The organism is Haloterrigena alkaliphila, from assembly GCF_017352155.2.
In the GTDB taxonomy this organism is placed as follows: domain Archaea; phylum Halobacteriota; class Halobacteria; order Halobacteriales; family Natrialbaceae; genus Haloterrigena; species Haloterrigena alkaliphila.
In genome coordinates, this window is the sequence record NZ_CP071462.1 from 2,016,726 (window position 1) to 2,029,741 (window position 13,016).

The window sequence follows — 13,016 nt, forward strand, 5'->3', positions numbered from 1 at the left end:
ATCTGTAACTATCATGTACTTCTACGCCGGATACAGTACGCTCTCCGCACCATATTCTCCCACGAGAAAACATTCATGGGAGCGGCGTGCGAAGTGCAGCCACAAATGGACATCGAAGCACGCGTCGGTGGCGGCCGGTCGCCGGACTCCGGCGACGCGGCGTCCGACGAGTACAGCCGGCTTTCGGACGGAACGCCTGGCTCCGGGGTGGACGGGCGGGCGTCCGCGAACCGAGACGGGCGCGAGACGGTTCCGATCGGCGACTCTTCAGACGAGCTATGACTGCGCGCTCTAACACACCGCTCGACGTCGACGAGGAGCCGGAAACCGACGACCGGGCGGCGTACGATTACGTCTCCGAAGATATCGAGCGGCCGGATCTGGTCGCCGCCCTCCGCGAGCGGATCGACGGCGACGTCCGGTTCGACACCTACACCCGACAGCTGTACGCGACGGACGCCAGCGCGTACGAGGAGACGCCGATCGGGGTCGTCTTCCCGACGTCGACCGCGGACGTCGCGAGCGTCGTCTCCTACTGCGCCGAGCACGAGATTCCCGTCCTCCCGCGTGGCGGCGGGACGAGTCTCGCCGGGCAGGCGATCAACGAGGCCGTCGTCCTCGATTTCACCCGCCACATGAACGGAATCGTCTCGGTCGACGCCGACGACCGGCGAGCCCGCGTCCAGTCGGGGGTCATCCTCGAAGAACTCAACGCCGAACTGGCGCCCCACGGGCTGAAGTTCGCGCCGGACCCGGCCGCCGGCAACCGCAGCGTCATCGGCGGCGCGATCGGCAACAACTCGACGGGTGCCCACTCGCTGAAGTACGGCAAGACCGACGCCTACGTCGAGGAGTGCGAGGTCGTCCTCGCCGACGGGACCGTCGCGACGCTCGGCGAAATCGCGGTCGACGAGTTGCGCGAGCGAGCCGACCCCGAGGGTGACCTCCTCGAGCGCGTCTCCGCCGAAGTCGTCCGCATCATCGACGAGGAGGCCGACGAGGTCCGCGACCGGTTTCCTAATCTGAAACGCAACGTTTCGGGCTACAACCTCGACATGCTCGTCGACGAGGCCGAGAGCGGGACCGTCAACCTCGCGCGCCTGCTGGCCGGCAGCGAGGGGACGCTCGCCGTCGTCACCGAGGCCGAGGTGTCCCTCGAGCCCGTTCCCGAGACGAAGGCGGTCTCCCTGCTGTTCTACGAGAGCGTCCTCGAGGCCGTGACGGACGTCCAGCACGTCCTCGCACACGACCCCGCGGCGGTCGAACTGATCGACGACGTGCTCATCGAACTGGCCCGCGAGACCGCGGAGTTCGAGGACATCGCGGCGCTCGTTCCCGACGGCTCGCAGGCAGCGTTGCTCGTCGAGTTCTACGCCGATGACGACGACCACGGGCGCGAACGAACGGCCGGACTCCTCGCCGATCGGGTCCCCGGAACGGACAGCGACGCGTCCCCGCCCGAGGACCGGCCCGACGTCGACGAAGTCTACGCCTTCGAGGGGCTCGAGGCCCACGCGGCCGCGTCTCGCGAGAAGTTCTGGAAGCTCCGGAAGGCCGGCCTCCCGATCCTCTTGTCTCGCACCTCCGACGAGAAGCACATCAGCTTCATCGAGGACTGCGCCATCCCGCCGGAGCACCTCTCCGAGTTCGTCGAGCGGTTCCAGTCGCTGCTCGTCGAGAAGGATCGGGACGTCGACGCGGCCTTCTACGCCCACGCGGGCCCGGGCGTCCTGCACGTTCGCCCACTGGTGAACACGAAGGCGACCCGCGACCGCGAGGACATGGTCGACATCGCCGACGCGGTGACGGACATGGTCGTCGAGTTCGGCGGCTCGGTCTCGGGCGAACACGGCGACGGCCGCGCCCGCACCCAGTGGAACCGGAAGCTCTACGGCGACGAGCTCTGGGCGACGTTCCGGGACCTCAAGACGGCGTTCGACCCCGACTGGCTGCTGAATCCCGGCAACGTCTGCGGCGACCACGACATGACGGAGAACCTCCGGTATGACGACGACTACGAATACGAGGCCGGATTCGAGCCGTCGCTGAACTGGGACAACGAGAACGGCATGCAGGGGATGGTCGAACTCTGCCACGGCTGTGGCGGCTGTCGGGGCGAGCAGGAGACCACCGGCGGCGTGATGTGTCCGACCTACCGCGCCGCGGAGGAGGAGATCACGGCCACGCGCGGCCGCGCGAACCTGCTCCGGCAGGCCATGAGCGGCGACCTGCCCGACGACCCCACCGACGACGAGTTCGTCGACGAGGTGCTCGACCTCTGTATCGGCTGCAAGGGCTGTGCGCGGGACTGCCCGAGCGAGGTCGACATGGCGAAGCTCAAGACGGAGGTCATGCACGCCCGCCATCAGGAGGAGGGCGCGAGCCTCCGCGACAAACTGTTCGCCAACTTCGACCGACTGGCACCGCTCGGCAGCGCGCTGGCGCCGATATCGAACGCCGTCCAGTCGCTCCCGGGCGCCGAGACCATCGCAGAGAAGACCGTCGGCATCGCGCGCGAACGATCGCTGCCGGAGTTCCACCGCGAGACGGTCCAGGACTGGTTCGAGAGGCGAGGCGGCTCCCGCGTTCCTGAGTCCGAAGCCGAACGGAAGGCCGTCTTCTTCGTCGACACCTACACCAACTACAGCCATCCCGCCGTCGGGAAGGCGACGGTTCGGGTCCTCGAGGCCGCGGGCGTCCGCGTCGACCTCGCGAGGCGGACCGACAGCGGCCGGCCGGCGCTCTCGAAGGGGTTCGTCGACCAGGCCCGCGAGACGATGCGCTCGAACGTGGCCGAACTCCGGCCCCGCGCCGACGACGGCTGGGACGTCGTCCTCGCGGAGCCCTCCGACGCGGTGATGTTCCAGTCCGACGCGCTGGACCTGCTGTCGGGCGACGCCGTCGAGTCGGTCGCCGCCAACGCGTACGGCGTCTGCGAGTACCTCGACACGTTCCGCCTCGGCGAGAACGTCGACTGGGCGGCGCCGGGCGAGTCGGTGGCCTACCACGGCCACTGCCACCAGAAGGCCGTCAAGAAGGACCACCACGCCGTCGGCGTCCTCCGGCGTGCGGGCTACGGAGTCGACCCGCTCGACTCGGGCTGCTGCGGTATGGCCGGCAGCTTCGGCTACGAGGCCGAACACTACTCGCTCAGCCAGTCGATCGGCGACATCCTGGTCGGCCAGATCGAGGACAGCGAGGCGACCGTCGTCACCGCGCCGGGAACCTCCTGTCGGACCCAGCTCGGCGACAAACGCCTCGAGCCGGTCCCCGCCGAGAGCTCGCTCGCCGGGAGCGACCTGGACGGCGACGAGCCGCCGACCCCGATCGAACTGCTCGCCCACGCGCTCCCGCGGTCGCGGTAGCGCGAGGGCCGGGCCACCGATTCCGGATCCGCCGCAACCCGCCCGCTAGTCGTGCATGAGCGTCACGGTCGGCGCCTCGACCTCGAGGAGCACCGACTGCGTGATGCTGCCGAACAGCGCCTTGCCGACCGGCGACCGCTTGCGGCCGCCGAGGACGAGGTATCTGGGCTCGAGTCGCTCGGCCATGTCGATGATCTCGTCGGCGGGCGAGCCGACGCGGCCCTTGGGGACGACGGCGTCACCGTCGACCCCCGCGTTCGCGGCGATCTTCCGAGCCCTGTTGGCCGCGTCGTTCGCTCCGTCGTCGACGTAGTACTCCGGTTGGCCGTCGGTTCGCGATTCGAACCGCTCGCGGCTCATCACGTGGAGAACGACGAGTTCGTCGCCGTAGGCGTCGGCCAGATCGGCGGCCGTTTCGACCACTGGCTCGCTGAACCGGTCATCGTCGACCACACACAGGATTGTCATTTGCCAACAGTTATCTCCCCTCCACCAAATAGTTTGCCGCGAACGCGGCGAGCGAGGAGGCCCAAGCCGGGCAGCGGACGGTACGTATATTACGCTCGGTAGTGATACGCGGTGTATGGGAACCGATAGCACTGATCGACTCCCCGACGATCTCGTCCCGACGCTGGAGCACGTCCTGGACCTCGAGATCGAGGTCGAGGAACCGATCGAGATCGGCGAGACCGGGAACGGCCAGCGGCGGATCATCCCCATCGTCGACGGGACGGTGTCGGGTCGAATCGAGGGAACGATCATTCCCGCCGGCGCAGACTACCAGCTATTTCGGGTCGATCGGCCGACGGAACTGGTGGCCAAGTACGCCTTCGAGACCGACGACGGCTCGCGCGTCTACGTCGAGAACCGCGGCATCCGCGCCGCGTCGCCGGAGACGAAGGAGCGACTCCGCGACGGCGAACCGGTCGACTCCGAGGAGGTCTACTTCCAGTCGACGCCGCGGTTCGAGACCGCCGATCCGGACCTCGAGTGGCTCACGGAACGGATCTTCGTCGCCGCCGGGATTCGCCGGCCGAAGGGCGTGAAGCTGGCCGTCTACGCAGTCGAGTAGGCCGGTCGCGCGCCGGCGTCGCCGTCGACGTCTCTGTAGGGGTGCGGGATGAGACTATACATTATATCGTTTCGTCGGACCGCGAAACCGGCCGACGGGGTCAGGTCCAGGCGAGGAGCCTGGCCCGCAGAACGCGCAGTCCCCGGTCGAAGACGAACCCCAGGATCATGATCGCGATCAGTGCGGCGTAGACCTGCACCGAATCGAACGATCGGACGCCGCGGATCTCGAGGTAGCCCAGTCCGCTGGTGCCGGCGACCATCTCGTAGACGAACGTGATGATCAGCGAGATCGGCAGTGCGATCTGGATTCCCGAGATGATCCCCGGTGCGGCCGCCGGGATGACGACCTTCCGGAGCAGTTGCCGGTCGGAGGTCCCCATCATCCGCGCCGACCAGATGAGGTTCTCGTCGACGTCGCGAGTCGCGTTCCGTGCGTTGAGCGCCACGGGCCAGAAGCAGCCGACGGTGACGAGGGCGATGATCGGCTGGTCGCCGGTCCCGAACCAGAACAGGAAGACCGGGATGAGCGCGATCACCGGCACCGGGTAGCCGACCTCGATGATCGGATCCCAGAACCAGGCCATGACCCGACTCCGCGCGCTCAGCACGCCGACGACGATGCCCAGCGTGCAGGCGATCACCAGCCCGATGATCGCCCGCCGGATCGTCAGGTAGCCGTGTTCGATCATCGTTCCGTCGAGCGTCAGTTCGACGAACCGGAGCAGGACCTCCGAGAGCGCCGGCAGGAAGTACGGCCGGACGAGTTCCATCTGTGCGGCGGCCTCCCAGGCGGCGAGCACGACGACGAGCGAGACGAGCCCCTTTCCGAGCTCGACGAGGTCGTCGCGGTCGACCGTGGCGGACTCGGCTATGCCCATCGAATCAGCCTCCGTTCGGCCCACTCGTAGCCGCGGACGGTGAAGAACGCGGCCAGCGAGATGATGACGAGGACGGCGAACATCAACGTGTAGGCGCCGACCTGACTGTACCGCAGGATCTCGAACCCGACGCCCTGGTTCGAGGCGATGAGTTCGGCGCTGACCAGCGCGATGAAGGCGATCGGAATCGCCTGCCGGATCCCGGTCAGGATGCTCGGAATCGTCGCGGGAATCACGACGCGAAGGGGAATCTGCCACGACGGTACGCCCATCATCTGGGCGGACCAGATCAGGTTCCGGTCGATATCCTGCGCGGCGTTGTAGCTGTTCATCACGATCGGGAGCAGACAGGCCAGGAAGACGATCAGGATCGCCGTCTCGGTGCCGACGCCGAGCCAGAGGATCGCCAGCGGCACTAGTGCGGCCTTCGGGATCGGGTAGACCAGCGCCAGGAACATCTCGAAGACGTTCTCGATCGGCTTCGATCGAGCCATTCCGACGCCCAGTAACACGCCGACGACGATGCTCAACGCGAGTCCGACCGCGATCCGGTACAGCGACACCTGCAGGTGGGGGATGATCTCTCCGGTCGAGAGGAGTTCCCACGTCGCCGTTCCGACCGCCGACGGCGGCGGGAGGATCGTCCGCTGAACGACGGTGCCGCTCGCAAACTCCCAGAGCCCGGCGACGATCGCGATCGGGATCCACTCGAACACGAACCACACGAACCGCCATAGGGGCGCGGGAACCGACTCTTCCAGCGTGGCCAGTCGTGAATCGGCGTACGACATGGTGTTAGTGCTGGGCCCGTGGCGTCGTGTCGGTTTCCTCGCGAAGCGACTGCCACACGTCGTTTTTCGTCGCGGTGTACTCGTCGGACATGATGATCTCCTCGCGGCTCCGCGTCCGATCGACGTCGATCTCGACGGTCGTCTTCTTCGTGCCGGGGTGACGGGTCATGATCATCACCCGCTCGGAGAGGTAGACCGCCTCCTCGACGTCGTGAGTGATGAAGATCACCGTCTTCTCGAGGTCGCGCCAGATATCGAGCAGGTGATCCTGCAGCGACTCCCGGAGCGGCTGGTCGAGCGCGCCGAAGGGTTCGTCCATCAGGAGGATCTTGGGATCGTACGCGAGCGTCCGCGCGAGCGCGACCCGCTGTTTCATCCCGCCCGACAGCTCCTTGGGATACTTGTCCTCGAACCCGTCGAGGTCCATCATGTCGATGAACTTTTGGGCGGTGTCGCGACGCTCGGACTTGCCGACGTCCTGTTGTTCGAGTCCGTACTCGACGTTTCCCATAACTGTCCGCCACGGGAACAGTGCGTAGTCCTGAAAGACGACGCCACGGTCCGTTCCCGGCCCGCTGATCGGTTGATCGTCGACGCTGATCGTCCCGCTGGTCTCCTCGAGGAAGCCGGCGATCAGGTACAGCAGCGTACTCTTCCCGCACCCGCTGGGCCCCACCACGCTGAGGAACTCCCCGCTCGGCACCTCCAGCGAGAGGTCCTCGATCGCTTTCGTTCGTTCGCCGCCCGATTCGTACACCTTCTCGAGATTCGATATCGTGACGTGTCCTTCGACCATTATGGCTATCGGTTAGACGAGTGCGTATTTGAATTTTGCGCGGGTTGGTAACAGTGAACGTGACACTAGAGGTGGTCCTCGATGTACTCGTTCGTCGCGTATTCCTGGACGTCGAACGACTCGTCGTGGATGCCGAGGTCGACGAGTTCGTCCATCGTCGCCTGGAGTGCGTCCATATCGATCTCGATCTGGTCCCGGTAGTAGTCGTTTTCCGTCAGGAAGAACCCGTCGATCATCTCCTCGGGGAGTTCGAAGTGGTCGGCCGCCAGCGAGACGACCTCGTCACGATTCTCGAAGATGTAGTCGACGACGCTCACGTAGTCCTCGCCCCACGCTTCGACGGCGTCGGACTTGTTCTCGAGCGCGCGGTCCGACGCGATGGTAAAGGCGAAGGGGTAGGCCCCGTCGAACGCGTCGTGGCTCGTGAACACCTCGGTGAATCCCTGGCTGCGCGGCTCCCCGGCGAACAGCGCTGGAAAGATCGCCGCGTCGAAAATTCCGTCCTGGAGTCCCTCGACGAACGTCGGGAAGCCCTGTTCCTGGAAGTCGACGTCGTCCTCGCTGAGGCCGATCTCGTCCAGCATCTTCACGTAGACCGCGTGGATCCCCGTGCCGGTCGCGTTGACGCCCAGCGTCGCCCCCTCGAGGTCCTCCGGGTCGGTGATGTCCGAGTCCGGCAGCGAGTAGATCTCGAAGCCGAAGTGGTCGGGGTGGGCGTCCCAGAAGTCCGTCGCGATCGCCGTCATGCCGCCTGGACCCGTGACCGCACCGCCGTAGCTCTCGGTCGTGACCAGCCCCATGTCCGCCTCTCCGGCGGCGATCGCGTTGACCGTATCGGGCGTGCTCGAGTTTCGTGAAACCTCGAGTTCGTAGGCGTCGCCGAGGTTGTCGAGTTGATCCTGAATGTCGGGGATATCCAGCAACGAACCCAGATTTTCGACCGGGACGACGAAATTGAACCTGAGTGTCCCTGTATCCGATCCACCCGTACATCCCGCTAGTCCCGCGAGGCCGGCGGTTGCCGCCGCTGCACCTGTTTTGAGGAAGGTCCTCCTGTTACTTGGTAGCATATGCGCCCAAATTCGCTATACTGGTAAAAAGGTTGTGGTGAACGACAGACATCGACACGTATTATATATCGACTATACTGGACGAGTATCTTTCTGCGTTGAGTCGACCAACTCCGGCGACGAGAAGCGTCCTGTCGGACTAGTCGTCGACTACCCGAGCGTCGTTGCAGACATCGACTGCCTGCGTGTGGACGAGCGCACGTTCCAAAGTCGCAGTCTCGAGTCCGCTAATGGGACGAAAATCCCAGTAAAAGAGCAGATATACCGGCGTTTAGGACGTGTTTCGTTCGCGGCGCCGAGTCGCGCCGTTGTCGGCGCCGTACCCGAGTCGGCTCTCGGCTCGCTGTGCACCGGTCGTCGACCGTACGTGGGAGCGCCATTTCGGAGTAGTTCTCGGTCGACCGGCCGATTTGCGGAGCGGTACTGGCCGTCGGTCGGTCCGTTCGTCCCGGTAGTGACCGACCGATCCGGCAGTACAGTTACGAGCGATCGTTCCCGTCCCTGTGCTTGTCCAGCACGTCCCAGTCCGGCGTTATCCCGAGTCCCGGCTCTTCCGGGAGCGTGATCGAGCCGCCCGACGGCTGCGGCGGCGACTCGTAGATTTCGTTGCCGACGCTCCAGACGATGTCGTGGAATTCGACCAGGTTGCCGGCAGCGAGACCCGTGTACAGGTGCGCGTTCTGGAAGGGCCAGCCACCGCCGTGAACGAGCCGGAGATTGAACGCGTCCGCCATCCCGGCGACGCTCGTCGCCTCGGTGAATCCGCCGACGAAACACGCGTTCGGCATGCTGATGTCGACCGCTCCGTTTTCGATGAGTTCCCGGTGTCGGAAGCGGTGGCCCTCGTTCTGCCCTGCAGCGATCGGAACCCGCGTTCGGCTCCGGAGGTCCGCCAGCAGCGACGCGTCGTTCCCGTAGACCGGCTCCTCGAACCAGCTGAGCGAGACCGACGCCGACTCGAGCCGGTTACACAACTCGAGCGCCTCGTCGACCGAGTACAGGTAGTTCGCATCGATCGCGAGCCCGATGTCGTCGCCGATCGCGTCGCGGACCGCGGTCACTCGCTCCGCGTCGATCCTCGGCGTCGCCCACTCGCCCTTGCCGACGACGATCTTGATGCGATCCGCGCCGTCGGAAACGAGGTCGCTCGCGATCTCGGCGAGTCGCTCCTCGTCCCGGATCGCTCGCCCGATCGTGTGGTACACCGGAACCGTCTCGGACGCCCCGCCCAGGAGGCGCCAGACCGGTTCGTCGTACGCCTTCCCCTTGATATCCCAGAGCGCGATGTCGACGGCGCTCACTGCCGTGCTCCAGGTTCCCGTCTGCGCTCGCGGATTGAGTTCGCGGTACAGCCGGTCCCAGACGCGCTCCGTCTCGATCGGGTTCCGTCCGGTTACCAGCGGTGCGATCTGCTCGTTGACGAACGACGCCGTGGCCTCCGGATAGAGGTAGCCGGTCTCACCGTATCCGGTGATTCCCTCGTCCGTTTCGACGGTGACGAACACGATCGTGTCCTCCACGTCATCCCCGCCGGGAACGTCGGCGGGAACTGTGTACGTCGACGCTCGTACGCTTGTGATTTCCATACAGGAATCCCATCGGTAGCAATCCGATCTAAGGCCAAATAGCTACCCATCTCGGGTGTTCGGGCGACCGTACCCGAACGTGGGCTGACGGGACGGGGCCTCGAACGCTCCGTCTTCCATCGAAGGGGTGAGTCCCTCGTCACCTGGCACTCGCCACGTACCGTCGGAACGGCGACGCGAGCGCTTTCAGGAGGGGAAGCCCGACGAGGGTAACCGTCATCAGCGTCAGGAGCAGCGGGATCGGCTCGTTGACGAATATCATCAGTGAGCCGTCCGACAACTGTAGCGAGCGAATGAGGTTCTCCTCCGCGATCGGGCCGAGAATGATCCCGAGGACGAACGCGATGATCGAGTAATCGTATGTCATCAGGAAGAACCCGAACACGCCGAAGAACAGGACGGTGAAGACGTCGAGCCAGTTCCCCCGAAGTCCGAGGGAGCCAAGGGTGGAGAATACGATCACGAGCGGAATGAGGTAGTTGGAGTTCACCGCGGTGACGTACGAGGTCTTCGTGATGAAGAAGAGCCCGACGGCGAGGATGACGATGTTGCCAATCAGCAGCGATAGGAACACGCTGTAGGTGATGTCGATGTTCGTCGTGAACAGCTCCGGTCCCGGGTTCAGTCCGTGCATCATCAGCCCGCCGAGCAGGATCGCGGTCGATCCGCTCCCCGGGATGCCGAACGAGAACGTCGGAATCAGCGAGCCGGCGACCGTTCCGTTGTTCGCCGCTTCCGAGGCGATGACCCCGCGGTGGTTCCCGGAGCCGTACTCCTCGTCACCGCTGCCGCTCCGGACCGTTTCCGCGTAGGAGACGAAGTTCGCGATAGAGGCGCCGGAACCGGGAATCGCCCCGATGAACATCCCGATGTATCCGGACTTTATCGTCGTGATCGGCGCCCGCAACACATCGACGACACCGGAGAACACGCTGCCGTCCATGTCGACGCCGTCTCTGGCGATCCCGCCGCGCTCGCCAGCGAGCTTGATCATCTCGCCGATGGCGAAGATACCGATCAGGACCGCGACGAAGTTCAACCCGTCGAAGAGCAACATCGTGTCAAAGGTGTACCGCGGCTGTCCGACGGCGATCGGGAAGCCGATCGTCGAGAGGAGCAAGCCGAACGCGCCGGCGGTGAGACCCTTGACGAGCGAGCCGCGCGCGACGACGGTGATCAACGCAATCCCGAAGAGCGCGATCAGGAAGTACTCGGGCGACCCGAAGAGGAGGACGAGCGTCGTCAGATAGGGCGTCAGCAGGATCAGCGTGACGATCGCAAACAGCCCGCCGACCGCCGACGCCGTCGCCGAGATTGAGAGCGCGTCCATCGCGCGGCCCTGTCGCGTCATCTGGTAGCCGTCGAGCGTCGTGGCCGCGGCCGCCGCCGTCCCCGGGGTGTTGATCAGGATCGCCGCGATGCTGCCGCCGTACATCGCGCCGCTGTAGATGCTTATTAGCAGGATGATTGCGTCGGGTCCGCTCAGACGGACCGTCAACGGGAGCACGATCGCTAACCCGAGGTTGGGGCCCAGCCCGGGTATCGCACCGATCACGATTCCCAGGAGTACGCCGACGAGCAGCCAGCCCAACGTCGTCCCCGTGAAGAGGATATCGATCGCGCCGGTGAGGCTGCTCCCGATCATCTACAACCCACCCTGCATCAGGTCGACCGGCAGGATGTAGTCGAACGAGAGGGCGATCGCGATCGCCACGCCGAGCAATACCGCCGCAATCCGCTTTCGGATGCCGAAGAGCGCCGAGTACGCGATCACGAACAGCGGCGTCGCCAGCACGAGGCCGATGGCGTAGCCGACGACTCCGTATCCGGCCAACAGGCCGACGAGTATCGCTTGCTGCCGCTCGGCGTGTGGCGACGCGTCCTCGTGCTCGCCGTCTCGCTCCGCTCGCGAGGTGACCGCCTCCTCGGACTCGACGAGTTCGTCTTCCTCGTAATCGAACATCGAGCCCGAGTCGTCGACAGCGTTCCGTACCGATTCGGGGAGATACCCCCGTGCGAGCAACAGGAGGGCGCCGCAGATCGTCGCGATCGCGGTGAAGCGGGGAAAGATGGCGACCTGGTAGGAAAACGCGAACGACTCGACGAGCATGTAGCTCGAGACCACGAGTATGCCGACGAGCATCACGGCTTCCGGCGTCGCTCGGTCCGTTATCGTACGATAAATTGAGTTGGCCATGCCTGTGCCTATTGCAGTTCTTCGAGGTCGACGTTCTCGGGGATCGCTTCCTCGTTCTCCTCCATGACCGAGACCGCCTCGTCGGGACTGATGAACTGGACGTCGTTGCCCGTCTCCTCGCTCCACTCCGCCATCGCGTCGCTCTGGAGCGTCTCTTCGAGGCTATCGGTCAGGGTCTGGAGCTGATCGTCCGGCAGGTCCGGCGGCGCGATGAACGCACGCATGAAGCCACCCATGAAGTCGATCTCGGGATCATAGCCGGCGTCGGTGTACGTCGGCAGGTCGGGGAACACGCCGCTCCCGTCGCTGTGTAACGCGGTGTTCACGGTGACCTGACTCTGGGCGTCTTCGGCGGCCGTCTCGGTGACGATCCCGACTGGAACCTCGCCGCTGGCAACTGCCTCGAGGACGGGACCGCTCCCGTTGTACGCAATGAAGTTCTCCCACTGAATGTCGAGTCGTCCCTTCATCGTCTCGGCGAGGATGTGGCTTGGAGAACCCGTCGGCTGGCCCCCGATCGCCTCGATGTCGCCGCTCTCGTACGCGTCGGCGATCGCTCCGAAGTCGTCCAACCCAGCGTCCGGGTTCGAGACGAGCACCCAGACGTCCCGCGTGTAACCGCCGATGTAGCTGTAATCGCCGACGCTGAATCCGGGTTCCTGGATGAGGAACTGGGCCACGTCGGGCGAGTTGATAGGACCGAGGGTGTAGCCGTCCGGATCGGCGCTGTAAATCCGACTCAGTCCCTGCATTCCCGCCGCGCCTTCGATGTTTTCGAACTGTACACCCACGTCGTGGTTGTCCGCGATTTCCTGCCAGATCTGTCGCGTGTAGATGTCGGTCCCGCCGCCCTGTCCCCACGAGATGATGACGTGGAACTGATCGCTGGGGTATTCTCCACCGCTGTCGCCGCCGAGACAACCGGCGAGCAACCCAGTCCCGATACTACCCGCAGCCGTGACATACGACCGCCTACTGAACATGCAGTGTGGTAGAACCCGACGCACCCCTTAATACTTATTATAATGTGCGGACATATAGAGGGTATCCATATTCCTGGGAAGATAGTTGAATTTTAATACAGAATCAGAGCTGAAGCTTCTCGCTCTGGTCTGGCCGATCCGAACCCCGCCGAGCGGAAAAGAGACGAGACGCGGGAGGCGAACCCGTCGAACGTCACGTGACCGTCGACCGAGCGTTCGGCCCGCCACCATCGGTCGGTGGCGCATTCATCATTGGTCGTCAGCGATTCGACCCTC

General features: G+C 64.9%; 12 protein-coding genes. 3 read left to right on the forward strand and 9 right to left on the reverse strand.

Annotated elements, in window-relative coordinates; translation table 11 throughout:
* Positions 1-105 precede the first annotated feature (105 nt).
* Positions 106-282 (forward strand): hypothetical protein, encoded by a 177-nt coding sequence (locus J0X25_RS28590; protein WP_207287259.1) that lies wholly within the window; start codon positions 106-108, stop codon positions 280-282.
* Positions 279-3,365 (forward strand): FAD-binding and (Fe-S)-binding domain-containing protein, encoded by a 3,087-nt coding sequence (locus tag J0X25_RS28595; protein WP_207287260.1) that lies wholly within the window; start codon positions 279-281, stop codon positions 3,363-3,365. The genes J0X25_RS28590 and J0X25_RS28595 overlap by 4 nt, the downstream gene beginning before the upstream one ends.
* 45 nt (positions 3,366-3,410) lie before the next feature.
* Here the strand turns inward: J0X25_RS28595 and J0X25_RS28600 are convergent, their stop codons facing one another.
* On the reverse strand, positions 3,411-3,833 hold the full coding sequence (locus tag J0X25_RS28600; protein WP_207287261.1) for a universal stress protein: 423 nt from the start codon (positions 3,831-3,833) through the stop codon (positions 3,411-3,413).
* A 115-nt stretch (positions 3,834-3,948) separates the two neighbouring features.
* Between J0X25_RS28600 and J0X25_RS28605 the strand changes: the two genes are divergently transcribed.
* Positions 3,949-4,437: a DUF3237 domain-containing protein gene (locus tag J0X25_RS28605; RefSeq protein WP_207287262.1), complete on the forward strand. Its 489-nt coding sequence runs from the start codon at positions 3,949-3,951 to the stop codon at positions 4,435-4,437.
* Between the two features lie 100 nt (positions 4,438-4,537).
* Here J0X25_RS28605 and J0X25_RS28610 read toward each other — a convergent pair whose 3' ends face one another.
* From J0X25_RS28610 to J0X25_RS28645, 8 genes are all read right to left on the reverse strand, one after another.
* Complete coding sequence (locus J0X25_RS28610; RefSeq protein WP_207287263.1) at positions 4,538-5,317, reverse strand: ABC transporter permease; 780 nt, start codon at positions 5,315-5,317, stop codon at positions 4,538-4,540.
* Positions 5,308-6,108, reverse strand: a complete 801-nt coding sequence (locus J0X25_RS28615) for an ABC transporter permease (RefSeq protein ID WP_207287264.1) — start codon at positions 6,106-6,108, stop codon at positions 5,308-5,310. Before J0X25_RS28615 ends, J0X25_RS28610 begins: the two co-directional genes overlap by 10 nt.
* A 4-nt stretch (positions 6,109-6,112) precedes the next feature.
* Positions 6,113-6,904 (reverse strand): ABC transporter ATP-binding protein, encoded by a 792-nt coding sequence (locus J0X25_RS28620; RefSeq protein WP_207287265.1) that lies wholly within the window; start codon positions 6,902-6,904, stop codon positions 6,113-6,115.
* Positions 6,905-6,969: 65 nt separating this feature from the next.
* Complete coding sequence (locus J0X25_RS28625) at positions 6,970-7,827, reverse strand: ABC transporter substrate-binding protein (protein WP_345778465.1); 858 nt, start codon at positions 7,825-7,827, stop codon at positions 6,970-6,972.
* Between the two features lie 626 nt (positions 7,828-8,453).
* Positions 8,454-9,560 (reverse strand): mandelate racemase/muconate lactonizing enzyme family protein, encoded by a 1,107-nt coding sequence (locus J0X25_RS28630; RefSeq protein ID WP_207287267.1) that lies wholly within the window; start codon positions 9,558-9,560, stop codon positions 8,454-8,456.
* Positions 9,561-9,699: 139 nt separating this feature from the next.
* Entirely contained in the window at positions 9,700-11,205 is a 1,506-nt protein-coding gene (locus J0X25_RS28635; RefSeq protein WP_207287268.1) for a tripartite tricarboxylate transporter permease, read from the reverse strand.
* Positions 11,206-11,703: a tripartite tricarboxylate transporter TctB family protein gene (locus J0X25_RS28640; protein ID WP_207287269.1), complete on the reverse strand. Its 498-nt coding sequence runs from the start codon at positions 11,701-11,703 to the stop codon at positions 11,206-11,208.
* Positions 11,704-11,765: 62 nt separating this feature from the next.
* Entirely contained in the window at positions 11,766-12,740 is a 975-nt protein-coding gene (locus tag J0X25_RS28645) for a Bug family tripartite tricarboxylate transporter substrate binding protein (protein ID WP_207287270.1), read from the reverse strand.
* Between the last annotated feature and the right edge of the window lie 276 nt (positions 12,741-13,016).

Excerpts from the sequence above, each read along its gene's own strand:
- J0X25_RS28600 (WP_207287261.1), bottom strand. The coding sequence starts at position 3,833 with ATGACAATCCTGTGTGTGGTCGACGATGACCGGTTCAGCGAGCCAGTG.
- J0X25_RS28635 (WP_207287268.1), bottom strand. The coding sequence starts at position 11,205 with ATGATCGGGAGCAGCCTCACCGGCGCGATCGATATCCTCTTCACGGGG.
- J0X25_RS28645 (WP_207287270.1), bottom strand. The coding sequence starts at position 12,740 with ATGTTCAGTAGGCGGTCGTATGTCACGGCTGCGGGTAGTATCGGGACT.
- J0X25_RS28620 (WP_207287265.1), bottom strand. The coding sequence starts at position 6,904 with ATGGTCGAAGGACACGTCACGATATCGAATCTCGAGAAGGTGTACGAA.
- J0X25_RS28610 (WP_207287263.1), bottom strand. The coding sequence starts at position 5,317 with ATGGGCATAGCCGAGTCCGCCACGGTCGACCGCGACGACCTCGTCGAG.
- J0X25_RS28590 (WP_207287259.1), top strand. The coding sequence starts at position 106 with ATGGACATCGAAGCACGCGTCGGTGGCGGCCGGTCGCCGGACTCCGGC.
- J0X25_RS28595 (WP_207287260.1), top strand. The coding sequence starts at position 279 with ATGACTGCGCGCTCTAACACACCGCTCGACGTCGACGAGGAGCCGGAA.
- J0X25_RS28640 (WP_207287269.1), bottom strand. The coding sequence starts at position 11,703 with ATGCTCGTCGGCATACTCGTGGTCTCGAGCTACATGCTCGTCGAGTCG.
- J0X25_RS28605 (WP_207287262.1), top strand. The coding sequence starts at position 3,949 with ATGGGAACCGATAGCACTGATCGACTCCCCGACGATCTCGTCCCGACG.
- J0X25_RS28615 (WP_207287264.1), bottom strand. The coding sequence starts at position 6,108 with ATGTCGTACGCCGATTCACGACTGGCCACGCTGGAAGAGTCGGTTCCC.
- J0X25_RS28630 (WP_207287267.1), bottom strand. The coding sequence starts at position 9,560 with ATGGAAATCACAAGCGTACGAGCGTCGACGTACACAGTTCCCGCCGAC.